The organism is Nocardia sp. 852002-20019_SCH5090214 (assembly GCF_001665865.1).
GTDB lineage: Bacteria > Actinomycetota > Actinomycetes > Mycobacteriales > Mycobacteriaceae > Nocardia > Nocardia nova.
In genome coordinates, this window is sequence record NZ_LZMK01000213.1 from 1 (window position 1) to 25,790 (window position 25,790).

Here is a 25,790-nt window from a genome sequence, read left to right on the forward strand (position 1 = left end):
GAGTTGGAACGCGGGCTCGACATCCTGCTGGCCGGCCTTACGGCCACCCTGCCGAAGCCTGGCGAGGGTGCCACTGCACTCGATGCCACCGTCGACAGGGAAAAGACGTGACCATCGAGGTTCCGGTAGCACGCGAAGTGACGGCGCAGCACAACTCAACGCCGTCGCCGACGCGCTGGCGGATCTGATGGGCGAACTCGGCGACGGACATCCTCGACTGTGCCGGCACCGCGCCGAACTGACCGTCGCGGTGGACCTCGAACACCACGTCTACGCATCGGATAGCCAGCGCGCGGCGGCGGAGGGGGCCTGAGTATGTACTTGCGTTCACCTCCCTCGGGACGGTTGCCCTGCGGATTGGCGTGGCATGGAGCTGGCCACGACGAACCCCGCAGACGAATGGTTTCCGTAAGTGTGTGGGCTGGGACCACAGTCATATGTGTGGGGTGTCGGCGACCGATATCGTTCTCCCGCGCGAGGTACTCGCACCGCGCTCGGGTCGCATCGCGTAGCGACCCGAGCGAGGTGAGGGCAGTACCGCCCGCCGCCACCTCCCCTCAAGGGTTCACGCTCTAGGTGCAACAAAGTGGGGCGAAGGCGGCCCTGCACCCAGCGCTGATCGGCGGCCGGGCCCGCAATCGTGTTCACCGGTGGGGGTTCGATCTGCGCTTTCGTATGCTCGTGAGCGTGGTCGAGATCAACTCTGCCGCCGCCATGGTGCAGGTTCTGCGTCGCGTGGGTGCCTCTGTCGATGATGTTGCGCGCATCCTCTCTCGGGATACGGAGGCAATCGCTCGCAGGATGCGGAGCACCAAGGGCGTGCTTGAAAATGCAGACAGTGACGTTGCATCGGCCGTTCGCAGTACCGTCGCCGACCACCGCAAGGCGTCTTCGCACTACTCGGGGATCTACCCGGGCAGGTGGCACCAACTCTCGGTGCGTCGGGTCGAGAACGGCCCCGCGCGGGTGGCCGACGAGCTCGAGCGAATCTACCGGGCCGGAGACAGATCACGGTGGGCCAATTACGACCCCAAGCTATTCCAGCAAGGCCACCGTTCGCTCGAAATGTGGTTGAAGACCGAGGGCCCGTTGGCGCCGCTGAGCGAGCATTACGGCCTGAACTGCTGGGAGATGGTCACTTACGCTGCGACACGAGCGGGCGTCTTGGACAAACATCGACTACGCGAATTGATCGAACTGCGGCGACGTCCCGACGGCACCTGGAATGGTGACCATCTCGACATGTGGCTGCAGCGGATGGGGGACTGGCTGATTCCTGAGGGCCGGCGCACATATACCGGCGCGCCCGGTGGCCCGGTGCCGGAGCGGGGCGACATTGTGATGTGGAACGCGAATGCCGAACATGTCACCGTGGCAACCGGACGTACGGGAGCGGATGGGTCTCCGGAGCTCTATTCGTCCTGGTACCTGCCGAAACATCCGCTGACGTGGGATGAAGTCACCAAGTCCTTTTCCCAGGTCACGGATTCGGTGCAGATCACGACGGTCGATGAGTTGACGAAAGGGATGTACGCCCTGCGTTACAAGGGGGAGCCCTGCTACGACCCGACTGTACCTTTCGAGATCATTTTCGGGCGCGGTCCGTGGTGAGTGGCGGCAGGTTCGTTCCGGTTGTGGGGCGGAGTGGGCGGGCAGGGTTTTCGTCGGCGTCGAGCCGACGAAAATTCGTCGGGCCCGCATCGTCCACCACGAGCAGGACGCCCAACGACCGACGCCACCGCCGAAAGTGCCTGGAATACCTGCTACCACAACTAGATCGTGTCTCCCGATGATGTGAGCCATTCGACGATGAGAGCCGGTGTGAATCCGGCGCGGTAGGTCAGGGCGAGCTTGTCGTAGCGAGTCGCGACTGCGCGCCAGTGTTCGGCCTTGTCGAACGCGCGCTCGACCACGTTGCGTCGTGTGTATTCGACCTTGTCGAAGCCTGGCGGCCATCCCACCGAGGCGTCCGCGCCCTTTCCGGTTGGCGACCTGGTCGGATCGTTGGGGTATGACGCTGCGGATCCGTTTGCGCCGCAGCAGGTCCCGGTTCGAAGCTGCCGATTACGCCTTGTCCGCGACGACCGTGTCGGGATTACGCCGAGGTGGGCCACCGGCGAGCCGGGGCACCGCCTGTCGGGTCGATAACGACGCCGGCATGGGCGTCGACACAGCGGCGAGCGACGAACAGCGTGTCATTGTGGGCGGAAGCGATGATCGGAACGACGGCCCGATGTACCGCTTCGAGAGCCGATGTGGCGCTGCGGGTTCAGACACCACTTGCGGTTGGTGGTTCTCCATCGACATGTGAACTTCCGTCCCCCGAAAGACTTCAGATACTGCTTCGTCGGTGGTCATACGGGATACCGAACACCGGTGAGGTCCTCGGACATCTCCCATAATCTGCGCTGAAGCAGGGCATTGCGGGAGGTGGCAGACGAGCTGACGATCCGGGGATGGCCTCGTAGTTCGCCCAGTCCTCCGGGACCGAAGTATTGGCCGCCTACAACTGCGGGATCCGTTGCGGCGCGCAATATCGGCAGTGCTCCCATCGCAGCGCCTTGACGCAAACCGCCGAGCAGTCTGTTCTGCAGCCGTATGGATATCGGGGCGTCCCTGACGAGTTGTGTCTTCGTCGTGCCCGGGTGCGCTGCCACGGCGATGGCGTTCGTACCTGAGGCCGCAGCCAGCCGACGTTGGAGTTCGTATGTGAAGAGCAGGTTGGCGAGCTTGGCCTGGCCGCAGGCGTGTACCCACTTGTAGGGACGCCGTTGCCAGTGTGGGTCGGCGAAGTCGATGCCGTCACCAGCCATGCGGTGGCCGAAACTGCTCACGGTCACGATTCGGGCTCCGGGTGTGTTCATTAGCATGTCCAAGAGCAAGCCTGTCAGCGCGAAGTGTCCGAGGTGACACACGCCGAAGTGGAGTTCGAAGCCGTCCTCGGTGGATTCCTTCGTAAACGCGACCAGCCCCGCGTTGTTGATCAACAGGTCAATGCGGGGGTAGCTTGCGCGCAGTTCGGCGGCCGCGGATCTGACAGATCGCATGGATGCGAGATCGAGCTGCTGCACCCTGACGGTAGCGCCGGGTTGAGAGTCGGCGATTCTGGCGGCAGCTTCGGTTCCCGCGCCGATGTCTCGCACGGCGAGCACCGTGCGGGCTCCGCGACGCGCAAGAGCAGCGGCGATCTCGTACCCAATACCCGAATTAGCGCCTGTTACAACGACAGTGCGCCCCGATTGATCCGGTATCGCGTCAGCCGTCCAACGCTGACGCCGGTTCATTTTCATTTCACCTCGCTCACGTCGGGGGACCGGATACTTCTCCAGTAGGGTCGTAGCGGTTGGTCAGGTATCCGGAGTCGGAGTCGGCCGACCCTGCGAATCGCAGTGCTGCCCAACAGATCTGAGTCGACCTCATCGCCACGCGTGGTAAAAGGCCGGGCTCCGGATACTCCCAATACTCGACGAGCTTTCCGTTGTCGATACGGTACACCTGGGCCAGGACGTAGCTCAGCTTCTCGCCGTCACGTTCGAGGTGATGGCGAACAATAGCGACCCCGATGCGATCGTTGGCCACGATGTCGATCAGTTCGTCCCGATCGTGCGCGCGCATCAGCACGCCGCCGGGGCCCGCACCGCCGGCCCGGAGTGCGATTTATGTACCGGGCCGGCCACGGGGTGGGCCGTTCGCGGGGCGTTGCCGTCGGTGGCCACGTAGGCCTCGGTGGTCAGCCCGCCCCGCGGCCCGGCCGTGCTGATCACGCCTGGCCAAGCCGCGGACTCGGGCGATGTTGCCCGCAGTGCTCGAGCAGGTGGCGGTGCCCCGGCTCGCCGGTGTCCCACCTCGGCGTAATCCCGACCCGGTCATCGCGGACAAGGCGTACTCGGCAGCTTCGAACCGGGACCTGCTGCGGCGCAAACGGATCCGCAGCGTCATACCCCAACGATCCGACCAGGTCGCCAACCGGAAAGGGCGCGGACGCCTCGGTGGGATGGCCGCCAGGCTTCGACAAGGTCGAATACACACGACGCAACGTGGTCGAGCGCGCGTTCGACAAGGCCGAACACTGGCGCGCAGTCGCGACTCGCTACGACAAGCTCGCCCTGACCTACCGCGCCGGATTCACACTGGCTCTCATCGTCGAATGGCTCACATCATCGGGAGACACGACCTCGTCGAGATGTCCTGCAGCCACATGACATTCAAATCGCGCAAGGGCCCGCACGGATTCGGGACCGCCACACGTCCAGGCTGTATCGGTAACGCCTGGGCGGACAACGCTGGCAGGCGCGCCTGCAGTTTCAGCGGATCATCAAGACCGGGACAGGGTTTCGGTGTTCGGTTCGGGACGGTTATCGGCGGCGACCGAGGGCGCTACAACGGTGGCGCCTCGGCGCTCCGACGCTGATTCGGGCTTTCGCGTAGCGTCGCCGGTCTTCTTCTCCGAGGCCTGCGCGGAGGAATGCTCGGAGTCCGGGGCGTGTGCTGCATCGGCTGTATCCGCAGTCTCGGCGGGCCGGTCGGTCCGCCAGGGCGCCGGTCGCGCATCCGGCCGGGCGAACACCGTGGGCTCGGATTTCGGCGGGACACCGCGGGCGGACCACGGCGTTCCGGAGGGGGCAGCCTTCGGGGTGGGCTTCTTGCCAACCGCCTTGCGGCGAGCGCGCTTTCGCCATGGTGTGACGTGCTGGTTGGATCCCCGGACGGCACGCCCCCCGGGGTTCGACCGGCTCGGCGGCGACGGGTCATCGGCATCGCCTGCCACCTCGAGGAAGTTGTTCGCCCGATCCTGCCCCATCGCCGAGGAAGGGCGTTCCTGGTCTGGGCTCCACGATGATTCCGGGTCGGACACCGGAATCTGCGGGCCGTAGCGTACGGGCGTACCGCGGGGGTCGTGATGGGCAGTGACGCCGGAGTCGTCCCTTGCCACCGGTGGTTCGGAACTCGTCCCCGCCGCGGCATGCCCGGGACTCGGCGCCCCACCATCGGGACCCGCTACCGCATGACCACCATCAGCGCCCGAGGTGGTGGCGCTGATTTCCGGATTCGGTTGCACACCACCGATTTCCGTGTTCGACGCAGCATCCGGCCCCGGCAACCGGCCGGTGGCATGGTGCGCCGGATGCCCAGTAGCCCCAGTAGGTCCCTTGGTCGTGTGCGTGCCGGAGTGATCGGGCGGATATCCAGGGGAGAGCGGATATCCGGAGGAGATATGGGCAGGGCCCTGCATGTCGGGCGTGACGCTGAGTGGGGTCGTCGGCGAGGTATTGGCCACCGGCGCAGGTGCGTGGTCGTTCGTCCCGGTCTGCGGTCCCACTCCCCTGGAAGGATCCGTGCCCGGATCCACGGCAGGCACCCCTCCTTCCCCGCCGTCGTCGAAGGTGGGAGAGGTGAAGTCCAGTCCCGCGACCTTGTCCGCGAAATCCGATGCCTGCCGCAGGATGTCATCGGCCAGCCCATCGAGGACATGGGCGTAGTTGATGACCTCGTCGGGCTCGATGTGCAGCGTCTGATCGGCCGAACCGGGCGGCGGACCCAACAGCTCGCCCGCGGCGTCGTCCACGATCCCACGGACCATGCGGTCGATGACATGCTCGAGCGGCTCGATCGCCTTCCCGAGCACCTCGACCAAAATATAGCCGATCAGCACCTGCTCCATCACCTGGCAAATCTTGCGCGCGGCAGCCACGACCGCCTGCTCGACCGCGACCGACAGACCGTCGGTGACGATCGTCGCGGCCATCGCGGCGGCGTAACTGGCTGCCAGCGCGGCGAGTTCGGCCAGCACCGCGACCTTGGTCACCTTGATCACCACGGCAGCCGCATCCAGGGCATCGGCCACCACACGGCACGCCGTATCGAGATCAGCCATATGCGACTTCGACATCCGCGCCCAGGCCGCGACCAACTCCTGGTAGGAATACCCTGACCAGGCGTTCCTCATATCGGTGATCACACCGGTCGCGGTATCGTGCGCATCGGCCACGCCGTTCGCGAAATTCCGCACATGAGTCCCCAGCGCGCGGACCTGATCCTCGTTGATATCCGGATACGGCACACCGGCGTAGTTGAGAAACAACGCCACATCGTGCGGAATCTCTATAGCCATCGATCCCGCGCTTTCCCGGCCCAACTCACAGGACTCAAGCGATCACGACCCGACGGGGCATGCGAGACATGATAACCGTCGCCCCGGAATGCGGCGCCACCCTGAGGTACTGTCGATCACCGGAATCAAGTAGAGGAACCAACTCTTTCCGGGCCCGGTGCTCCTCGGCGCCGTAGGACGTCTTCGGGATCGCGGAGCACGTATCGTGGGCGCATGGCGGGATACTCCGGCGCCCCGTTGGCCCGCAAGCTCGGCATTCGGCCCGGCAACCGCGTGCTGCTCGCCCAGGCCCCGAGCGGATTCGTGCTCGAACCGCTGCCCGAGCAGGTCTGTCTGCAGCGGCGCGCCGGGCGCGGGCAGTATGACGTGATCGTCGGCTTCTGTCCTGACTACCGGTCCCTGGATCGAGGATTCGGCACATGGTGCGCCCGCCTCACGCAGGCGGGTGGCCTCTGGGTCGCCTGGCCCAAGAAGTCGAGTGGGGTAGCTACCGATCTCAGCGATACGGTCGTGCGCGAATTCGGCTTGGCCGCAGGACTTGTCGACAATAAGACGTGCGCTATCGATGAGACGTGGTCGGGTCTTCGCTTCGTGGTCCGGCTGGCCGATCGGCACTGAGTCAGAGGCGGACGCTCCGACAGGGGTCTGGTAGTGAGCTCGCGGAAAACAGCGTCGAGGGCTCAACCAGCCCGGTGGGGGAGTGCGAGATCGGAGCCTCGCGGCCGCATGGCCGAGGAGACCCGGCAGCTGTGGCGGATCGTCGACCGGCCCCGCGATCATGAGATCCCCGCCACTGTCGAGGGTCTGCCGGCGACCACCACCGGTCTTGCCGAAGGGGCTGGAGCCTTCTCAAACTAAGTACGCATTGACAGATCATCTGCCCAAAGCGATGATAAGCTGGCGCGTATTAAATCGGTACTTGCCGGTCGCAGGACGTCGCCGAAGTGCGCGTGAATCGAGCGAAGGGATCCGGAATGGGCCACTACAACAGCGACGTTCGCGACGCCACCACCCTTTCCCGAACGGTCCGCACGGTTCGGGCAACATGGGCTCACCACCGTGACTCCGGCCGATCGTTGTCCGCTCTCGTGATCAACAGCCGGTGGAAGCGGGGCCCGGCGTCGAACTCGGGCGGGCCGTTCATGGTCAGTCTCACCCAGTACACGCCGCGCCACCTCACGGATGTCGCCGACATCTGGCGCGCCTCGGAAAAGCTCGGTGATCAACTCGCCGAGATCGACGGCGCGGTCGGAGTGATGACATATGTACAACCGGGCCGCCGCCACGTGGGTTCGCTCTCGATCTGGGCCGACGACAACGGGCTGACACAGTTCATCAAGCTGCCGTACCACCTCGAGATCATGGACAAGTATCGGCCGCGGGGTTTGCCGATCAGGTCCGCCAAATGGTGGACAAGCGAATTCCGGGTCCACGCCGCGTTGAACCACAGTCTGCAGATGCTCGACACGGAGAATGAACGTCGTCGTGTTGTCGGGCCGAAGCCGAAGGATCCGGAGTGTGGCGGCAAGTGACGAAGATCCCCGAGCCTCTCTGCGGCGCAAGGGCTCTCGCGGTCCCGGGCCCCGGGCTTGCGATGCAAGCCTTCCGGGTGCCCGATCGATACGATCGCCACCGTGGAGCTGATCGGTGAAGCGGAGAAGCGTGAAATCAAGGTCGTAGGCTCCGCTCCGCTCGGCCGCAGGGATTTGCCGGTGAACGCACCCTGATCGCCGCAACGCTCGGCGTCGAGGCAGTGCACTCGAATGCGATTGCGGAAACCGCTGTGCTGGATGGAATTCTCTCGATCAGCGACCCCGCCGCTTCGCGGCCCGGTTCGCTGATGGCCTGATACCGTCGCAATCCGTCGTCGGACACCCGCACGCACTTCACCAGGCTGCGCACCGAGGTGTGCCCGACCACTTCATCGACATCGGAGTCGATGCGCCTCCTCCGCAGCGTGGGTGAGCCGGGAATGACGCAACTGATGCAGCGTGTAGAGACCATCGGAGTAGTCGGCGGTACGCGCTTCGAAGAGTTCGGCCGCGCGCCAGCCCGGGACCCCGATAGGCCCGCCTGACGGACCGCTCGTCCGAGCGATTCGCCATTGATGGGAAGGTTCGCCGGAGCTGGGGGGCGGCGGTGGGAGATTATCCGTCTTCGGAGCCTGACCCAGTTTCTCGGATGGAAAGAGATCGAATATGGACATTCAAAGCATCATCAGCTTGCTGCTCAGTGCGGGCAGCAGTGTTCTCGGCCTCGGAAGCAGCGTGCTGAGCCTCTGACCACTTTCCGACCCCCGGCGTTTCCGCGTCTGCTCCCGCACGGTCTCGGTTCTCATGACCTTGGCCTGCATCCGCGGATTGCCGGCGTCGTCACAGACCAAGACCCTCCGCGGTATCGCCACCGCTGGTCCATCGACTCCCGGCGAGACTCCACTCTGGTGGTCAACGCGCTGGACATGGCGATCCCCGTGGGGCAGAGGCGGAGCGCTTGTCACAGCGCGAGGCTGACGCCCCATCGTTTGTGCGTACGGCAATCGAGTGTCGCGCCAGGGTTTCCAGGTCAACCACGGTGACATGGCGAGCGCACCCGGCACGGTGTCGCCCGCTCGCGGCTTATCCAGCGACACGGCCGCGTTGTTCGTATCATGTTGGGCGCCTGCAATATTCGCGGCGCAGGCGGGGGAGCGCCAGGCAGGCACACACCGCGGTGACACCCCATGGGAGTGACTTCATTGTGGCTCCTCTCGATCGGGGGAGTCGTCGCTGCGCGGCGGTGTCGCGGTTGGTTCGATCTCTGGTCGGGGCGCGACAGCGGTCCGAGGGACGCTGTGGCCGTGTGCACTCGGGCGCGTGCGTGGCGGCCGGCCGTTCAAAAGCGCCAACCGTGCGTTGTAGGCGTCGAGGGCAGCTTGTTCGTGGTCGACATCGGCATCGATGGTGGTCGTGCCGAGCAGGGCGCGGTTGCGGATACCGTCGAGCCAGGGGCCGAGCCCGGTATCGCGGTCGGCGACGCGGATCCATTGTCCGGCAACGGTAATCATGATCAGCATCATCAATCCGTCACCGCCGAGCCACATGATGATCCCGGCGAGGTTCTGGTCGGCCAGCGCGCTCGGACCCCAGTCGCGGGAGCCGGCATAGGCGGGGGCGAGCACGGTCGACGACATCATCAGGGTGACGCCGACGAGGGTGTCGGGTCCGACGCAGATGGCGAGCACGACGAAGCGTAATCCGTGCGGCCACTCGGGCTCGACGGTCAGTTCGTCACCCGCGAGGGGTAGCAGCAGCAGATAGCCGGTGACCAGGCAGAGCGCGAGTTCGCTGTCGTGAATCCACATGTGCGTCGACATCGCCTGCTGGAATCCGGTCAAGTGGGTGAGCAACAGGACAGCGCTGTAGAGCGGCACGGTGAACCGCGCGGAAACCAGGATCCGGAAGGCGCGGCTCGCTCGCATCCGGTCGATCCCGCCGGCGGTGGCGGGGCCGGCGGCGTCGTGCAGGAGACGGATCGGCTGTGCCCACACCAGCAGCGCGGGAATGACCATGATCAACAGCAGGTGCACCACCATGTGCACCGAAAACAGCGCGTGCGAGTACGTCGCGAGCGCACTGTCGACTGCCACGATCACCAGCACCAGTGCGGCCAGCCAGCACACCGTGCGCAGCAGAGGCCAACGCAGCCCTCGGCGCGCCGCTCGCCATGCCAGGAACAGGTAGCCGGCCGCGGCGGCCACGACGAGTGTGTCCACGACAGGCGACCACGTCCAGGTACCGAAGATCGTGGCCGCCGTGGGCGCGGGGATGCCGGTCACTGTCGGTCGCCAAATACGAGCATTCTACAATTGTTGCACTGTGCATGTGTGGACTGGTTCGAGGGTGGTCGGGATGGGTGTGAGGCCCTCGGAAGTAGCGGGCGGACGGTGGTGGTCGCTGCCGTTGCCGGGGCGGACACCGTGGCGAGAGTGGCTGCGGGAAAGTCGCGGCGGCTTGGTGGTGCTCGCGCTGGTCATCGGTGCGGGTGCGGGTGGCGGTGCGATCGTTTTCCGCTGGCTGATAACGACTTTCACTCGGATCCTGTCCGGGTATGCGGACTATTCGGCCGCCGGGCACGTATCGAATCCGCATGTGGAATTCCTCGGGCCGTGGTTCGTGGTGCTGGCTCCGGTGGTGGCCGGGCTGGTGTATGGGCCGCTGGTGTACCGGTTCGCGCCCGAGGCCCGCGGCCACGGCGTACCGGAGGTGATGTATGCCGTCGCCGAGCGGGGCGGGCGGATTCCACCGCAGGTGACCGTCGTGAAGGCACTGGCCTCAGCGCTGTGTATCGGCGGTGGCGGTTCGGTGGGCCGGGAGGGCCCGATCGTGCAGATCGGCTCGGCATGGGGGTCGAGTATCGGGCGGTTGACCCGGATCTCTGAGCGGCGCTTGCGGATACTGGTGGCCTGCGGCGCGGCGGGAGGGATCGCCGCGACGTTCAACGCGCCCATCGCCGGACCGTTCTTCGCGATGGAGTTGATCCTGCGCGATTTCGCCGCCGAATCCTTTGGTGCGGTGGTGCTGTCGAGTGTGACCGCGAGTGTGATCGGTCGCGCCGCCCTCGGCAGCGAGCCATTCCTGGACCTGCCGGCCTTCGGCCTGCGCGCCGGCTGGGAATACGGCGCATTCGCCCTGCTCGGTGTGATAGTCGGTCTGGTCGGCGTCGTTTTCACGCACGTGCTGTACCGGATCGAGGACGTGTGCGACTGGGTCTGGCGGTGGCCGGAGTGGCTGCGGCCCGCCGTCGGTGGCCTGCTGCTGGGGGGCCTGCTGCTGGTGTTACCGCAGATGTACGGCGTCGGCTATCCGGTGCTGGGCAACGCCATCGGCGGTCACTATGTCCTGTGGATGCTGGTCGTACTGATGGCCGGGAAGATGCTCGCGACGAGCCTTACCATCGGGATCGGCGGTTCGGGTGGAGTGTTCGCGCCCTCGCTGTTCATCGGCGCGATGGGTGGCACCGCATTCGGCGTCGTTGTCCATCATCTGTTCCCGGGCGCGACCGCGGCGCCCGGTATGTACGGACTCATCGGTATGGGCGCCGCGTTCGCGGGCGCGACGCGGGCCGCGATCACCGCGGTCATCATCCTCTTCGAGCTGACCGGTGAGTATTCGATCATCCTGCCGCTCATGCTGGCCGTGGTCGTAGCCACCGGAATCTCCCGGGCAGTATCGAAAGAGACCATCTACACCCTCAAGTTGACTCGCCGTGGCGTGGATCTGGATGCGGCACACGCGGGCCCGGCCGGTCGGCTCGACCGGATCCGGGTCGGGGAGGTGATGGAGCCGTGTCCGGAACCAGTCGAGGCCGACATCACGGTTGAGGGCGTCAGTCGCATCGTCTGGACATCGGCCCATTCGATGGTGCCTGTCGTGGGGGCGGACGGAAGATACCGCGGTTGCGTCACCGCCGCGGCGGTGGCCGAAACACTCGCCGACACCGAATCGGCGGACACCACAGTCGCCGACTTGGCGGTGCTGCCTCCGACGGTCATCGAAACCGCCACGCTCGCAACCGCTCTCGACGCGCTGACTGGACAGCCGGGCACCGGGATACCGGTCGTCAACGATGTCGGTGACACGGTGATCGGCTGGCTCACCCACAGCGCCGTACTCGGCGCACTGCACGATGGGTCTGCCGCCGATCGGGCACGAGCGGCGCGTGTGCAGTCCGGGCCCGCCGACGTCGGCGCAGCGCGCACCGTTTCGGGCGGACGTCAGAGCTGATAACCCTCGATATCCTCACCGGGAGGCGGTTCGCCACCAGCGGCGGTGAAGGCGGTCAGCGCCTGCACCAACCCTGCCCGGTCGGCGACGGGCATCTTGGCGGCCACGGCGGCGATCTCGTTGCGCCGGTGAGCGGTGGCGGTGTCCACCACATGCCGTCCACGTTCGGTGAGTGCAACGATCTGCTCCCGACGCGAATTCGGATTCGTCCGCCGGTCCAGCAGACCGCCGGTGACCAAGCGGTCCACCATGCGGGTGGCCGTGGAGGGCTGCACATTGAGCAAACCGGCCAGCGTGGCGACATTCGAAGGCCCCCGGCTGGACAGGATCACCAGCGTCCGGAATTGCGGGATCGTGATCGTCTCGTCGACCGCCGCGATCGACCGTGCCGACATCGCCACCAGAAGCCGAGAGGCCGTCAGCAATGCGTCGGTCAACTGATCGATGTCGTGTGCCGCGTCGGCACCGGTCTTCGTCACGGTCACCTCCCTTGGCTGCATCCGTTCAACCCGTTTTGGTGAGATATGGGCCGATAGCCGAATCATATTGTCCGGTCCTCGGTAGGCGCGACCGGCGTCATCCCTGCCGCTGGGTCGATGATGGTGTAAATGACGACCAGATCGCGTGCCCAGTCTTTCAACATGGCCGCCGCCGAGTACGCGGCCAGTCGACCCTCCTATCCGCCCCAGCTTTTCAACGCGATCGAAGAGGTGATCCGGCGTGCCCAGGCAGCCCGGCAGAAAGTGGGTACGACCCGGATTCGAATCTGCTGGAGCGGCTATCCGCATTCTCGATGTCGCCCCTCGGCGGCCACGATGGACAGGAGCGGAGCATGCGCCAGGCCCGACACGATCACCCGGATCGGCCGGTACGGTTTTCGATCGGCGACGAGGTGCTTGTAATCGATAGTCGTTATGAAACGGCATCCATCGTGAACGACGTGCTCATCGCGTTGTGGTTCACCATCGGCAGCGCATTGTTCCTCTCCGAGCCCACTCAGGTCGCGGGCACCTGGATGTTCCTGATCGGGTCGATACAGTTCCTGATCCGCCCGGTCATCCGGCTCGGGCGTCGAATTCACTTGCGGCGCTTGGGCAGCGACGCCGGACATCGGGCCGCCGACTATGATTATTGAGTTCAGCGCGGTCCCGTCCAGCGCCGTCGATCGGCAGCGCGCCCCCGGTGGACTGCGGTACCAGCTTCGTAATCGGTCGGCCTGTTCGGCCACACCAAGGGGCGACGCCAACGAAACCGTCGCCTGCCTCCTCGACGACGTGCCCACCCTGATTCCCGCGATAGCAGCCGACCCCGGCGACGTTCTGAATTAGCTTGCGGCCCAGGGTGTCTTGTTCACAGCATGAGAGGGGCTGGTATCGACCCATCGCCTTCGGCAAGGGCGGTGTCGGAAAATCCAGTGTGACCGTGAATCTCGCCGTGGCCTGGTCTGTTGAACGGCTACTTGCCGTTCGGAAACGATGCCGAAGTCGCCAGGAATGTGTTGTAACTGCGCCGCCGCGTTTCCCAATCGCGGATCGCACGGACGCGGTGGCAACCGCGCATGATCGAACACTCGTGCCGCCGAGAACGGTGCTGCGCGCGGCGGTGTGGACTCCCACTCTTCTGATCCGCAGTCAGCCGGGATTTACACCTTATCTCCGGCAGCGATCAGCCGTGCATGACCACCTCGAGGCGGGAAGCGTCGGGGAAGTGGGTACCGAGCGTGGTCAACTCGATCGCGATCCGCCCCGGGCCGGGGGCGAAGGATATCGAGTTGGTCTCGTTGTGGAACATGTGCCGGGACACGCTACCCACCCCACCGCTGTCCAAATTGCGCCAGTTGACGACCGCGACCAGCGACGACCCGCATCCCGCGCTGCCGGTGCCGGCGATGTCGTCGGTTTGGTAGCCGATGGAGACCTGGTTGCTGTCATCGAAGATGTTGGCCTTGGCGTCGATGGTCGTCGCGCACGGGCCGCCATCGAACTGTGCAGTCAATGTCGGCATACCGGTGTGCGACTCGGCTGAGGCCGGCGTGGCCTGAAACAGAAGCGCGCTACCGACGGCAGCGAGGATGGAAACAAGGGAAGAAGCGTGCATGGTGTCCTCTCGCAGTTCAGGCCCTACACGCTATCGACACACGGGTTCAGGTTCCATCGACCACACCATCCCGAGTCCACTTTGGCCGGTAGGCGCCGGCGCATCCGTGCAACTTGCGGGTCAGCCCGAAGATGCCCTCGGTGGGTGCGTCGGATTGGGTTACATCCCGAACCGACACTGTATGAATGGGTTTCAGCCAACTCCATACCCGACGGATCCGCGTAGTCCTCAGGTTGCAGGAGTTCTCGCGTGCATTCGAATCGAAGGCGGTCGTGTCCGCTACCTCGAAGCCGACCTCATCGACTGGCTGCGGCACCTGGAACAGCACGGTGGTAGCTACACCCGCACGTCGGCGCAGGTCCGCACGATCGATGAATGCCTGCAGGCGTTCGAGCGACAGTGGGCGGTGAACCGACGCAAGGGCACCGTGCGTCGCAACAGCAAGCACCGGGAGAAGGTGAAGCTGAAGCTCACCGACAAGATGAGCGCGACCTTCGAAATGTTCGCCTGCCAGGATGCGATAAAGCTGGAGACCGAACTTCCTACATCACCGATATCGAGTATCTGTCGCCGTCGGTGGCGTATCGCCATCACGTCATCCTCGGCATGATCTTCCGGGAGCCAACCCTGCAAGGGCTGTTCGACGTGTGCCCGATGACCTGGGTGCCCGCGCCGGACACCACCGCCGCGAACGGACAACGAGCGCTGACCGCGGACGAGTGTGCGGAACTGCCGAACGTCTTCGGAGACGCCGGATCTCAGCCCCGCGGGCACGACCACGTTCTGCCCATCTCTCTGCTGCTGCTGGGTACCGGTGTGCGCTTTGGCGAGGGGCCGGCCGCACGGCGGTGCGAGATGCCCGAGCTCGACGACCCCGCAGTGGAACGCGCGCGGTCTTTCATGTCTGTTGGACGATCGTGAAGCGGGACAACATGCCGCCGTTCCGGCAGGACGGCCGTAAGTGTGGTGCGCGCAGTGATTACTGCATTGTCATGCCGATATGGCTCAGGCGGAGATGAGAGTGCGGAAACGGGTGTGCAATCCGGCGAGCGAGGACGAGCATCTGTTCATGAGCGGCGACCGCATTGTCTACACCGCTCTCGCCCACTACGCGCTGGCTGTGATGCGGGAGGGCACCGCGCTGGATTGATTCTGCTGGGCCCCCTGCGTGACGCCGCGGCCACCGAGGTCGCCGGACGCAGCGGGGACAAGGCGAGGGCCAGTGCACAATTGGGCCATTCGGAAAGGTCGTCGACCGCAACGCATCACTACATCGACAAGCGCGGGTTCGAGCGCAAGGCCGTCGACAACTCCCAGTGGTTGGAGTACCTGAATCCCAAAAGTGACGGTAAAGTAACGAATCTGGCTCGATTCCCACAGTCGGCAGCCGCCTGACCTGCGGAAATGTTTCGAGTCAGCGCAATCCGATCGTTATGTCGGGTGATCGATCCGATGGGAAATAGATGAGATTCACCAATATTGTCGGTACCTCGCTGATCGCTATCGCGGCGACGAGCATCGCCTACGGTACCGCTTACGCCGAGCCCGCCGCGCCCGCGCCGGCTCCGAGCCAGGTGCAGACCCAGCAGAGCCCGGCCGTGCAAGGCACGGACCAGGGTGTCGGCTACACCACCGAACTCGCCGATATGGGCAACAAGATCGTCACCACGGTGACGGGTGGCAAGTTCGCCCTCACCTCGGACAAGTCGGCGGTCACCCTGACCAACGACAAGGGTGCCGTGGTGATGAGCTATCCGCTGTCGGCCAAGGGCCCCAACGGCACCTCCGTCGCCGCCGCGGTGAACGAGGACGGCACCAGCCTGACGCTGACCCCCCAGGGGCAGCCGATCTCGTCGGTGAAGAACATCTCCGGTCAGGACTGGTTCTTCTCCGAGTTGCAGCACGCCTCGCTGGGTGCCGCGGTGGGCGCGGTGATCGGCTTCCTGGTCGGCCTGCTGTTCATCGGCATCGGCTCGATCCCGGGTGCGGTGCTGGGTGGTGTGATCGGCCTGCTGGTCGCGGGTGGTCAGCCGCTGATCGACTCCGCCTTCGCCTACTTCAGCGGCAACTGACACCGGAAGTGCTGCGACACTGAAGGTTCTGATTCTCGGCGGCACCCGGGAAGCCCGGCAGCTGGCCGAAATCGTCTCCGGCGAGCGAGGATTCGACATCGTCTCCTCGCTCGCCGGACGTGTGCGTGAACCGGTCCTGCCCGCCGGTGCGGTGCGCATCGGCGGCTTCGGTGGCGTCGAGGGGCTGCGGAACTGGCTGGCGGACAACGCGATCGAGGCGGTCGTCGATGCCACTCATCCCTTCGCGGGCACCATCTCCGCGCATGCGGCCGACGCGGCACGAGCGGGTGATGTGCCGATCGTGCACCTGCGCCGGCCGGGCTGGTCCGAACAACCCGGTGACCGGTGGTCGCGGGTGCCGGACCTGGCGGGCGCCGCCCGCGCCGCGGCCGACTTCGACCGCGTCTTCCTCACCATCGGCCGCCAGGGCGTGGCCGCCTTCGCCGAACTCGATGAGCCGTGGTTTCTCATCCGCGCCATCGACCCGCCCACCGGACCCGTTCCGCCGCATCATCTTCTGCTTCTCGCCCGCGGCCCGTTCACTGTGGCGGAGGAAATCGATCTGCTGCGCGAGCACCGCATCTCCGCGATGGTGACCAAGGACAGCGGCGGCGACCTCACCGCCGCCAAGCTGACTGCCGCACGAACGTGCGGCATTCCGGTCGTAGTCGTCGACCGGCCGCCCGTGCCCGCCGGTGTCGAGTGCGCGGAATCCGTTGCGGCGGCCTGGGACTGGTTGAACGCGCTGCGAGGCTGAGGCTCGCGCCACCACGCGCTGTCCGGCCCGCGCCGTACCGTAGCAGCGAGACCACGCCGACCCGTGTGGCCTTACCGGTCGGCCGCGACCCTCGCCGCGTTGTCCTGCGCGGCCTGCCCGTACCGCCTCGAGGTGAATACCCGCGTTCCGTGCGGGGTTTCGACCGTGGCGGTGGTGGATGCGCCGATGATGAGCAGCGTGCGCATATCGACCTCGTCCGGATTCAGCTCGGCGAGGGTCGTCACATGCACCGATTCGGCCGGCCCGCCCACATCGCGCCCCAGGACCACCGGGGTGTCCGGGCCGCGATGCTCGAGGACGAGTTCACGCAGGACGCCCACCTGCCATCGCCGCTGAGTGGAGGCAGGGTTGTAGATCGCGATCGCCATATCAGCCGCGGCGACCGCCGAAATCCGTTGTGCCACGGTCTCCCACGGCTTGAGACGGTCCGAGAGCGAGATCATCGCGAAGTCGTGGCCGAGCGGCGCGCCGATGCGGGCGGCCACGGCGCTGGCCGCGGTGACCCCGGGCAGCACCCGAACCGGCACATCGCGCCACTGCGGATCGGCCGATTCCTCGACCACCGCCGCGGCCATCGCGAACACCCCGGGATCGCCGGAGGACACCACCACCACGCGCGCCCCGGATTTCGCGAGATCCAATGCCATGGCCGCGCGTTCGGATTCGACCCGGTTGTCGCTGAGATGGCGGCGCTGCCCGGGGCGGACCGGCACCCGATTCACGTAGGTGGTGTAGCCGACGATATCGGTCGCCGCCGCGAGGGCGCGGGTGACCTCGGGCGTGGTCCATTGCGCGGAGCCGGGGCCCAGTCCCACGACGACGACCTCGCCGACCTCGTGAACGTCCGATCCATCCGAATCACCGTGAGCCGCAGCGGGTTCGGTCGTGGTGAACGGTATCTCGGTGGTCGGTGCGGGCCCGGGAACCACGGTGATCGCGAAGTACGGCACATCGGCGTCGGAGACGTCGGCGGCGCGCAGGATCCGCTGCCGTCCGGTGCTGGCTCGTTCCACGTAGTAGGCGTCATCGAGCCGCCCGGCCTTCGACAGCGCTTGCCGCACAGCGGGATAGGTGCGGCCGAGCTTCATGATCGCCGCGGCGTCGGCGTCGGCGAGGCGTTCGGCCAGCTGATCCGGCGGCATGGTCCCGGGCAGCACCGTCAGCACCTGCTCACCCTCAACCAGGGGTGTGCCGAGCGCGGCCGAGGCGGCACTGACCGAGGTGATGCCCGGGATGATTTCCGCGGGGAACCGGTCGGCCAGGCGCCGGTGCATATGCATGTACGAGCTGTAGAACAGCGGATCGCCGGCCGCCAGGAGCGCCACGGTGCGGCCCGCGGCCAGATGCCCGGCCAGCAGCTCGGCGGCATGTTCGTAGAACTCGTCGATCGCGCCCTGATAGCCGCCCGGATGGTCGGTGGTCTCGGTGGTCACCGGATAGATTAGATGTTCCTCCAGTTGTCCCGGCCGCATGTACGGCGCCGCGATCGAGCGGGAGATGCTGCGACCGTGGCGGGCGCTGTGGAAGGCGATGACGTCGGCGGATTCGATGACGCGAGCCGCCTTCACCGTCACCAGCTCCGGATCCCCGGGTCCGAGCCCCACGCCCCACAACTTCCCGGGAGCCACGTCCTGAGCACTCATTCCTGCTCGCTCGCGATCGCGTTCAGGGCGGCGGCGGTGATGGCGCTGCCGCCGCGCCGGCCGTGCACGGTGAGGTATTCGATGTCGCCGTATTCGGCCAGGGCCTGTTTGGATTCGGCGGCGCCGACGAAGCCCACCGGAATGCCGAGCACCGCCGCGGGGCGGGGTGCGCCGGCGTCGAGCATGTCCAGCAGATGGAACAGCGCGGTCGGGGCATTGCCGATCGCGACCACGGCGCCGTCGAGCCGATCACGCCACAATTCCAGTGCCGCAGCCGATCTCGTATTGCCCATCTCCCGAGCCAGCTGCGGTACCCGCGGATCGGCGAGCAGGCACAGCACCTCGTTGTCGGCCGGCAGCCGTTTGCGGGTGACGCCGGAGGCGACCATGGTGGCATCGCACAGGATCGGCGCGCCGCGGCGCAGCGCGGCGCGGGCCGCCGCCACGACCTGCGGGGTGTGCGAGATATCGGTGGTCAGATCGACCTGTCCGCACGCGTGGATCATGCGCACCACCACCTGCGCGACATCGGCCGGGAACCGCGCCAGATCGGCTTCGGCCCGGATCGTCGCGAACGAGCGCCGATAGATCTCGGCCCCGTCGGTGAGGTAGCTGGTACGCACATCGGACATGGGCATCACCCTAGCGGTGAGAATCCGGGCCCCGAGCGGCAGCGTGGGCGAGGAGCCGCCCGGCCCGCGACATCGAGCCGCCCCGCGACATCAGAACGGCAACCGCGCCCGCCACGGCGATTCGGCCGGACCGTGCAGGGGATTGGCGAAGACGAGATAGCGGAACAGGGCCAGCGCCCCGGTGAGCAGCAGCACCGCGAGCGGGACCTCGGCGAGCACGGCCGTCGCGATCGACACCCGGATGTCGTCGGGACCGGCGGTGGTCGTGTCGAACCAGGCGTCGGCGAGCAGCAGCACCCCGGTGCCGGAGGCCGGCAGGATCACCAGCGCCCGCCGCCGCCAGCCGAGGTAGGCGGTGGTCGCCATCATCACGACCAGCAGGATGTCGAAGCCGATCCACACCAGCGCCCAATGATTCGCGTCGTAGTCCTGCGGCAGTGTGAACCCGAGGTAGACCAGCCACGGGATCATCGCGACCGAACCGCCGACCATCAGCGACAGCCGTAGTCCGCGGGCCACGCGCACCCGGCGCGGATGCGGCCGCACCCGGTCGGGCCGCAGCCGCGCGACCAGTTCGAGCCGCTGGGGGAGCGAGAGCTGTGCGATCTGCGCATCGGAGAGCAGGCCGGCGGTGGACGGCGACTGATCCGCGGACGAGTCCATCGATCCAGTGTGCGCGAAGTACGGCGTTGTCGGGACGGGCCGGCAGGAGCCGTCGGCCACGACCATCCGATCGGCGGCGCTACGGAATGGGAGAGCGTCGCGGCGAGGTGCCTCAGCGAGTCGCGCCCGGCGGTGAGATGGTAGCGAAGTCAGTCGTCCGCGCGAGGTCCGATGATGCGATAGCCGCCGGATTCGGCGACCACCTCGGTCACCGGCCCGGCCGGACGCCCGCATTGCCGATCGCAGCCGGACCAATGCTGCCGGCCGGCGACGACCACCTGATCGGCCGCGACGCCCGACAGGTCCGGCGCCGGGGCGCCGGCCGGGAGCACGCGGCCGGACATGACGGCCTCGGCCGCGTCGGCCCGCACGTCCGTCAGTGATTTCGCGCAGCCAGGTCGCCCGGCGCACGCCGTCACCGCGAGCCACGGTGAGTTCGCGTCGAAGATCAGGCCCATCGGCGCGAGCACCCGCACCACCTGTTCGGCCGTCCACTCGTCCATATCGGCCAGGACGAGGCTGCGCCAGGGGGTGATCAGAATCGGATGTTCCACCGCCGCAACGAATTCCGCGGTCCGGGCGGGCAGGGCGCCCAGCGGCACCCCCGCCCCGAGCGCGACCCGGTCGTCGGCCTGGGTGAGCCATCCGATCGGAATATCCTGGCGGGCAACGAGATCCATCGGTTCAGCGGTCGGTTCCAGAGCCAATTCGGCCAGGATCCGGGCCGGGCCGTCGGCGACCTCGCGTAGCCGCCACTGCTCGCCGCGCATCCGCTGGAAACCGTGGGCCGCCGCCAGCATCGTGTCCACCGCCCGGTCGGCGCCGATCCGCGCGCCCGAATCGCGCCCGGCCAGGACCAGCGCGAACTCGGCCTCGTCGGTGGCGTGCACGCCGATATCGCCGCCGAGACCGCTGATGTCGCCGCGGCCGTCGTCGAGGGTGAACAGCACGCGCCCGGGCAGTGCGGCCAACTCCGGCGCCTGCCGCAGCTCCGCATCGAGTCGCGCGGCCAGCGGATGCACATCGCTCCAGCCGCCCACCCGGCCCGACAGCGGCGAGGCCACGATGTTGCGCACCCGCTCGTGGGTGGGCGCGGGCAGCAGCTCGGCCTGTTCGAGCCGCTCGGCCAGGGCCGCCGCATCGTGCATCTGCCGCAATTGCACATTGCCGCGGGAGGTCAGTTCGATACTGCCGTTGCCGAGCTCGTCGGCCGCCGCGGCCAGCACCCGCAGTTGATCGGGGGTGATCGCGCCGCCGGGCAGCCGGATCCGGGCCAGCGGACCGTCGGCGGCCTGATGCAGGCGCAGGACACCGGGGCAGGAGTCGGGGGCGGAGCGCGTCATGATGCCACCAGCCTACGAGCCGGGCGCGCGGCGAACGCGGGCGAGGCCGGGGCGCGTCCGCGGTTCACGGTGTCAGTGACCGCGCCTCAGGTGCGGGCGGCGTCGCGGATCGTGCGACGTGCGGGACGGTTCGAGCGGGGCGGCCGGCCAGGAGGGATCGAAGAGCAGGCTGGGGCCTGCGTGGTGGGCGACCCGGTCGTGGTGGGCGGTCGCGCCGAACAGGCTCATCCCGCCGAGGAAGGCGGCGGCGCAGATCGCGCCGGAGACGAGAGCCCAGCCGCGATGGCCGCTCGCGGCCGCGGTGAGTCCCATCGCCAGGCTGCCGAATCCGATCAGAACGCAGAAGTAGCTGGTCCAGGCGACCATACGGTTGCGCCGCACCCAAGGCGGGGTGGCGGGCATCGGCTCACCGGTCCTTCGGGCTGCTCTCGTCCCGGGCGCGGATCACGGCCTGCCACAGCTGGTCGTCGACGTAACTGTCCGACAACAGATGTGGTGTGTCGTGGCGTTCGACGTGGTCGCGGCGGACCGTGGACTCGAAGACCAGCAGCCCGAAGATCGCGACCGCCGCACAGGCGCCCGCGGCGACGAGCAACAGCCCGCCGTGACCCCCGGCCGCAGCGGCCAAAGCCATTGCCAGCAATGCAACAGCAACCATCATGCATGTAATTCCCGACCAGGCGGCAAAGCGGTTCCGCCTGCTCCATCCCGGTGAGTTCGGCATATTCACAGCGTACGCCGCGGGATCGGATCGGGAAATACCGGTCACAGCAGTGCGATAGCATCCGGGGGCTCGCCGATACGAGGAAAGCCGGTGCAATTCCGGTGCGGTCGCGCCACTGTGACAGTCAGACCCTCCGGGCGGGCGGCCGTATCCGCTATGGGCGCGTCACCCGAGGAGAACCGTGATTCTGCTGCTGTCCACGTCCGACACCGATCTGCTGTCCGCGCGCGCGAGCGGCGCCGACTATCGGCTCGCCAACCCGGCCCGGCTGCTGGTCGAGGATCTGCCGGGACTGCTCGAGGGCGCCGATCTGGTCGTGGTGCGCATCCTGGGCGGTCGCCGCGCCTGGGAGGAAGGGCTGGACGCGGTCCGCGCCGCGGGGATCCCGCTGGTGGCCCTGGGCGGCGAAATGGCGCCCGATGCCGAACTGATGGAGTGCTCGACGGTCCCGGGTGGCGTGGCCGCGGACGCGCACAACTATCTGGCCGCGGGCGGGCCCGGCAATTTGCGGCAGCTGCACAACTTCCTGTCCGACACCGTGCTGCTGACCGGTCACGGATTCGAGCCGCCGGTCCAGCTGCCCTCCTGGGGTGAGCTCGACCGCACGCCGAAGGAGTTGTCCGGCAACGATTCCCGGCTCGCCGACGCGCCGACGGTGGCCGTGTTGTACTACCGCGCCCAGCACCTGGCCGGCAATACGGCCTACGTGGAGGCGCTGTGCCGAGCGCTGGAACAGGCCGGCGCCCGCCCGCTGCCGCTGTACTGCGCGTCGCTGCGCAACGCCGAACCGGATCTGCTCGACACGCTGCGCCGCGCGGACGCGCTGGTGGTGACCGTGCTGGCCGCGGGCGGCACCAAACCCGCGACCGCGGCCGCCGGCGGTGACGACGAGGCCTGGGATATCGGCGCGCTCGCCGACCTGGATGTGCCGATCCTGCAGGGGCTGTGCCTGACCAGCGGCCGGGACCAGTGGGCGGACAACGACGACGGACTCTCGCCGCTGGATGTCGCCACCCAGGTCGCGGTGCCGGAATTCGACGGTCGGATCATCACGGTGCCGTTCTCGTTCAAGGAGTTCGACGCCGACGGTCTGTCGACCTATGTGCCCGATCCGGAACGGGCGGCGCGGGTCGCGGGCATCGCGGTGCGCCACGCGCGGCTGCGGCATCTGCCCGTGGCGCAGCGCCGGATCGCGCTGGCGGGGGTGTCCAGGCCGACGGCATTGCCGATGCGGGCGTGCTTGGTCGGATACGCCGACAGCATCAGCGCGATCCGGCTGCTGACCGAGATGCGCACGGCCGGTTACGATCTCGGCGCGCCGGGCGAGGTTCCGGGGCTCGAGGAGCGCGACGGCGATGCGCTCATCCACGCGTTGATCGCCGCCGGTGGTCAGGATCCGGACTGGTTGAGCGCGGAACAGTTGGAGGGCAATCCGATTCGCATCGGCGCCCGGCAGTACTCGGCCTGGTTCGCCACCCTGCCCGAGGAATTGCGCACCGCGGTCGTCGAGGCGTGGGGGCCGCCGCCGGGCGAACTGTTCGTCGACCGCTCCGCCGATCCGGACGGCGAAATCGTCATCGCCGCACTGCGTTTCGGCAATATCGTGCTGCTGGTGCAGCCGCCGCGCGGCTTCGGCGAGAATCCGGTCGCGATCTACCACGATCCGGATCTGCCGCCCAGCCACCACTATCTGGCGGTGTACCGGTGGTTGTCCGCGGCGGCCGGCGAGGGCGGATTCGGCGCCGACGCGATGGTGCATCTGGGCAAACACGGCAATCTGGAATGGCTGCCCGGCAAGACACTGGGGATGTCGGCGGCCTGCGGCACCGACGCCGCCCTCGGCGATCTGCCGCTGATCTATCCGTTCCTGGTAAACGATCCCGGTGAGGGCACCCAGGCCAAGCGCCGCGCCCACGCCACGCTGGTCGACCACCTCATTCCCCCTATGGCCCGCGCGGAGACCTACGGCGATATCGCTCGCCTGGAACAGTTGCTCGACGAGCACGCCAACATCTCGGCGCTGGATCCGGCCAAGCTGCCCGCGATTCGCCAGCAGATCTGGACCCTGATGCGGGCCGCGAAGATGGACCACGACCTGGGGCTCGAGGAGCGACCGGACGAGGACACCTTCGACGACATGCTGCTGCACGTCGACGGCTGGCTGTGCGAGATCAAGGATGTGCAGATTCGCGACGGGCTGCACATCCTTGGGCAGGCCCCGGCCGGCGAGGGCGAACTGGATCTGGTGCTGGCCATGTTGCGCGCCCGCCAGCTCTGGGGTGGGGAAGTCGCGGTGCCGGGGCTGCGCGAGGCGCTGGGGCTCGACGAATCCGGGGAAGAATCGCGCGAGCGCGTCGATGTCGTCGAGCAGCGCGCCCGGACGCTGCTGGCCGCACTGCAGGCCGCGGAGTGGTCGCCGGCGGCGGTGGAGGAGCTGGTGGCTCGCCACGAACACGCCGCCCCGGACACCCTTGCGGCCGTATTGCGCTTCGCCGCAACCGAAGTCGTGCCCCGATTGCGGCAGACCGGAGTCGAGATCGAGCGGATCCTGCACGCCCTGGACGGTGGATTCATCCCGGCCGGGCCGAGTGGTTCGCCGCTGCGCGGTCTGATCAACGTGCTGCCGACCGGGCGGAACTTCTATTCCGTGGATCCGAAGGCGGTGCCGTCGCGGCTGGCCTGGGAGACCGGCCAGGCGATGGCGGATTCGCTGCTCGAGCGCTACCGCTCCGATCACGGCGACTACCCGCGATCGGTCGGGCTCTCGGTGTGGGGCACCTCGGCCATGCGGACCGCCGGTGACGATATCGCCGAGGTGTTCGCGCTGCTGGGGGTGCGGCCGGTGTGGGACGAGGCGAGCCGCCGGGTCACTCGCCTGGAGGTGGTCGACCTGGCCGAGCTGGGCCGCCCGCGCATCGACGTCACCGTGCGAATCTCCGGATTCTTCCGCGACGCGTTCCCGCACGTGCTGGCGCTGCTCGACGACGCGGTCCGGCTGGTCGCCGAGCTGGACGAACCGGCGGAATCGAATTACGTTCGCGCGCACACCGATTCTGATCTGGCCGAGCACGGTGACCGGCGCCGTGCCACCACCCGGATCTTCGGATCCAAACCCGGTACCTACGGCGCGGGTCTGCTGCAGTTGATCGACTCCAAGAGCTGGCGCACCGACGACGATCTGGCCCAGGTGTACACCACCTGGGGCGGCTACGCCTACGGCCGTGGCCTGGACGGCGCGCCGGCCGCCGACGATATGCGCGCGGCCTACCGGCGCATCGCGGTCGCGGCCAAGAACACCGACACCCGTGAGCACGACATCGCCGATTCCGACGACTACTTCCAGTACCACGGGGGCATGGTCGCCGCCGTCCGGGCGCTGACCGGCAAGAATCCCGAGGCCTACATCGGCGATTCGACGCGTCCCGACGCGGTGCGCACCCGCACCCTCTCCGAGGAGACCACCCGGGTGTTCCGCTCCCGCGTGGTCAATCCGCGCTGGCTCGAGGCGATGCGCCGGCACGGCTACAAGGGTGCGTTCGAGATGGCCGCGACGGTCGACTACCTGTTCGGTTACGACGCCACCACCAATGTCGTCGCCGACTGGATGTACGAAAAGCTCTCGGAGAGCTACGTTTTCGATGATGTTAACCGCAAGTTCATGACCGAGTCCAATCCGTGGGCACTGCACGGCATCGCCGAACGCCTGCTCGAGGCGGCCGAACGCAAACTGTGGGAGGCCCCGCAGCCGGAAACACTGGACCGGCTGCGGCAGATCTACCTCGAAACCGAGGGCGAACTCGAGTAGTGCGACCCGGTGCGGCCGCTACGTCGGCGGGCGCACCGGATGCTGCGCCGCGCGGCGGATGTGCGGGCGCGGGTTCGGCCCCTACCGTGGGGATATGACCTGGAACGAACTCGCACAGCAGAAGTACGTCCTGCTCACCACCTACAAGAAGGACGGCAC

27 protein-coding genes and 1 riboswitch are annotated in these 25,790 nt (G+C 67.2%); of the genes, 14 read left to right on the top strand and 13 right to left on the bottom strand.

Features of this window, described 5'->3' with window-relative positions:
* Positions 1-82 precede the first annotated feature (82 nt).
* Both A5780_RS40055 and A5780_RS17010 read left to right on the top strand, forming a co-directional pair.
* On the top strand, positions 83-313 hold the full coding sequence (locus A5780_RS40055) for a hypothetical protein (RefSeq protein ID WP_156769525.1): 231 nt from the start codon (positions 83-85) through the stop codon (positions 311-313).
* A 374-nt stretch (positions 314-687) separates the two neighbouring features.
* Positions 688-1,611, top strand: coding sequence for a hypothetical protein (locus A5780_RS17010; protein ID WP_156769526.1), 924 nt, complete (start codon positions 688-690; stop codon positions 1,609-1,611).
* Between the two features lie 161 nt (positions 1,612-1,772).
* On the opposite strand, the gene A5780_RS41025 is transcribed toward A5780_RS17010, so the two are convergent.
* Positions 1,773-1,961, bottom strand: a complete 189-nt coding sequence (locus tag A5780_RS41025) for a transposase (protein WP_197521772.1) — start codon at positions 1,959-1,961, stop codon at positions 1,773-1,775.
* Positions 1,962-2,011: 50 nt separating this feature from the next.
* On the opposite strand from A5780_RS41025, the gene A5780_RS41030 reads away from it, so the two are divergent.
* Entirely contained in the window at positions 2,012-2,311 is a 300-nt protein-coding gene (locus A5780_RS41030; RefSeq protein ID WP_197521773.1) for a hypothetical protein, read from the top strand.
* Positions 2,312-2,354: 43 nt separating this feature from the next.
* Here A5780_RS41030 and A5780_RS17020 read toward each other — a convergent pair whose 3' ends face one another.
* Positions 2,355-3,290: an oxidoreductase gene (locus tag A5780_RS17020; RefSeq protein ID WP_064908916.1), complete on the bottom strand. Its 936-nt coding sequence runs from the start codon at positions 3,288-3,290 to the stop codon at positions 2,355-2,357.
* A 10-nt stretch (positions 3,291-3,300) separates the two neighbouring features.
* Entirely contained in the window at positions 3,301-3,615 is a 315-nt protein-coding gene (locus A5780_RS17025) for a hypothetical protein (protein WP_156769527.1), read from the bottom strand.
* A gap of 175 nt (positions 3,616-3,790) precedes the next feature.
* Between A5780_RS17025 and A5780_RS43120 the strand changes: the two genes are divergently transcribed.
* Entirely contained in the window at positions 3,791-4,411 is a 621-nt protein-coding gene (locus A5780_RS43120) for a transposase (RefSeq protein ID WP_156769528.1), read from the top strand.
* On the opposite strand, the gene A5780_RS17035 is transcribed toward A5780_RS43120, so the two are convergent.
* The gene (locus A5780_RS17035) at positions 4,316-6,112 is read right to left on the bottom strand and encodes a hypothetical protein (RefSeq protein WP_156769529.1); all 1,797 of its coding nucleotides are present in this window, start codon (positions 6,110-6,112) and stop codon (positions 4,316-4,318) included. The genes A5780_RS43120 and A5780_RS17035 overlap by 96 nt on opposite strands.
* Positions 6,113-6,325: 213 nt before the next feature.
* Between A5780_RS17035 and A5780_RS17040 the strand changes: the two genes are divergently transcribed.
* Positions 6,326-6,730, top strand: a complete 405-nt coding sequence (locus A5780_RS17040) for a hypothetical protein (protein ID WP_064908919.1) — start codon at positions 6,326-6,328, stop codon at positions 6,728-6,730.
* Positions 6,731-7,086: 356 nt separating this feature from the next.
* Positions 7,087-7,644 carry a hypothetical protein gene (locus tag A5780_RS17045; protein ID WP_063013509.1) on the top strand — a complete coding sequence of 186 codons (558 nt, stop codon included), beginning with the start codon at positions 7,087-7,089 and terminating at the stop codon, positions 7,642-7,644.
* Positions 7,645-8,843: 1,199 nt separating this feature from the next.
* On the opposite strand, the gene A5780_RS17055 is transcribed toward A5780_RS17045, so the two are convergent.
* The gene (locus A5780_RS17055; RefSeq protein WP_064908922.1) at positions 8,844-9,926 is read right to left on the bottom strand and encodes a cytochrome c oxidase assembly protein; all 1,083 of its coding nucleotides are present in this window, start codon (positions 9,924-9,926) and stop codon (positions 8,844-8,846) included.
* A gap of 73 nt (positions 9,927-9,999) precedes the next feature.
* Here A5780_RS17055 and A5780_RS17060 point away from each other — a divergent pair, with 73 nt between their 5' ends.
* Entirely contained in the window at positions 10,000-11,874 is a 1,875-nt protein-coding gene (locus tag A5780_RS17060) for a chloride channel protein (RefSeq protein WP_082976522.1), read from the top strand.
* Here the strand turns inward: A5780_RS17060 and A5780_RS17065 are convergent.
* A complete protein-coding gene (locus A5780_RS17065) occupies positions 11,865-12,269 on the bottom strand; it encodes a MarR family winged helix-turn-helix transcriptional regulator (RefSeq protein WP_227462983.1) in 405 nt (134 codons plus the stop codon). The two genes, A5780_RS17060 and A5780_RS17065, sit on opposite strands and share 10 nt — an antisense overlap.
* Positions 12,270-12,706: 437 nt before the next feature.
* Here A5780_RS17065 and A5780_RS17070 point away from each other — a divergent pair, with 437 nt between their 5' ends.
* Positions 12,707-13,009, top strand: a complete 303-nt coding sequence (locus tag A5780_RS17070) for a YrhK family protein (RefSeq protein WP_063013588.1) — start codon at positions 12,707-12,709, stop codon at positions 13,007-13,009.
* Positions 13,010-13,539: 530 nt separating this feature from the next.
* Here the strand turns inward: A5780_RS17070 and A5780_RS17075 are convergent.
* Complete coding sequence (locus tag A5780_RS17075; protein WP_156747544.1) at positions 13,540-13,971, bottom strand: hypothetical protein; 432 nt, start codon at positions 13,969-13,971, stop codon at positions 13,540-13,542.
* Positions 13,972-14,152: 181 nt separating this feature from the next.
* Between A5780_RS17075 and A5780_RS17080 the strand changes: the two genes are divergently transcribed.
* The 5 genes from A5780_RS17080 (at position 14,153) to A5780_RS17095 (ending at position 16,800) form a co-directional block, all read left to right on the top strand.
* A complete protein-coding gene (locus A5780_RS17080; protein ID WP_063013517.1) occupies positions 14,153-14,581 on the top strand; it encodes a hypothetical protein in 429 nt (142 codons plus the stop codon).
* Complete coding sequence (locus tag A5780_RS17085) at positions 14,578-14,892, top strand: hypothetical protein (RefSeq protein WP_064908924.1); 315 nt, start codon at positions 14,578-14,580, stop codon at positions 14,890-14,892. Before A5780_RS17080 ends, A5780_RS17085 begins: the two co-directional genes overlap by 4 nt.
* A 79-nt stretch (positions 14,893-14,971) precedes the next feature.
* Entirely contained in the window at positions 14,972-15,121 is a 150-nt protein-coding gene (locus tag A5780_RS40060; protein ID WP_156511329.1) for a hypothetical protein, read from the top strand.
* A gap of 313 nt (positions 15,122-15,434) precedes the next feature.
* Complete coding sequence (locus A5780_RS17090; RefSeq protein ID WP_030517045.1) at positions 15,435-16,043, top strand: hypothetical protein; 609 nt, start codon at positions 15,435-15,437, stop codon at positions 16,041-16,043.
* A 19-nt stretch (positions 16,044-16,062) separates the two neighbouring features.
* A complete protein-coding gene (locus tag A5780_RS17095; RefSeq protein ID WP_064908925.1) occupies positions 16,063-16,800 on the top strand; it encodes a cobalt-precorrin-6A reductase in 738 nt (245 codons plus the stop codon).
* Positions 16,801-16,871: 71 nt separating this feature from the next.
* On the opposite strand, the gene A5780_RS17100 is transcribed toward A5780_RS17095, so the two are convergent.
* The 6 genes from A5780_RS17100 to A5780_RS17125 form a co-directional block, all read right to left on the bottom strand.
* On the bottom strand, positions 16,872-18,464 hold the full coding sequence (locus A5780_RS17100; RefSeq protein ID WP_064908926.1) for a precorrin-2 C(20)-methyltransferase: 1,593 nt from the start codon (positions 18,462-18,464) through the stop codon (positions 16,872-16,874).
* Positions 18,461-19,096, bottom strand: a complete 636-nt coding sequence (locus A5780_RS17105; RefSeq protein ID WP_063013527.1) for a precorrin-8X methylmutase — start codon at positions 19,094-19,096, stop codon at positions 18,461-18,463. The genes A5780_RS17100 and A5780_RS17105 overlap by 4 nt, the downstream gene beginning before the upstream one ends.
* A 90-nt stretch (positions 19,097-19,186) precedes the next feature.
* Positions 19,187-19,759 carry a hypothetical protein gene (locus A5780_RS17110; protein WP_156769531.1) on the bottom strand — a complete coding sequence of 191 codons (573 nt, stop codon included), beginning with the start codon at positions 19,757-19,759 and terminating at the stop codon, positions 19,187-19,189.
* Positions 19,760-19,908: 149 nt separating this feature from the next.
* Positions 19,909-21,102 carry a precorrin-3B synthase gene (gene cobG, locus A5780_RS17115; protein WP_064901211.1) on the bottom strand — a complete coding sequence of 398 codons (1,194 nt, stop codon included), beginning with the start codon at positions 21,100-21,102 and terminating at the stop codon, positions 19,909-19,911.
* Between the two features lie 72 nt (positions 21,103-21,174).
* Entirely contained in the window at positions 21,175-21,504 is a 330-nt protein-coding gene (locus A5780_RS17120; RefSeq protein WP_156769532.1) for a hypothetical protein, read from the bottom strand.
* Between the two features lie 4 nt (positions 21,505-21,508).
* On the bottom strand, positions 21,509-21,736 hold the full coding sequence (locus tag A5780_RS17125; RefSeq protein ID WP_063013533.1) for a hypothetical protein: 228 nt from the start codon (positions 21,734-21,736) through the stop codon (positions 21,509-21,511).
* 135 nt (positions 21,737-21,871) lie between these two features.
* Positions 21,872-21,979: riboswitch (cobalamin riboswitch) on the top strand.
* Between the two features lie 28 nt (positions 21,980-22,007).
* Between A5780_RS17125 and cobN the strand changes: the two genes are divergently transcribed.
* The gene (gene cobN / locus A5780_RS17130; protein ID WP_064908929.1) at positions 22,008-25,631 is read left to right on the top strand and encodes a cobaltochelatase subunit CobN; all 3,624 of its coding nucleotides are present in this window, start codon (positions 22,008-22,010) and stop codon (positions 25,629-25,631) included.
* The last annotated feature ends 159 nt before the right edge of the window (positions 25,632-25,790 follow it).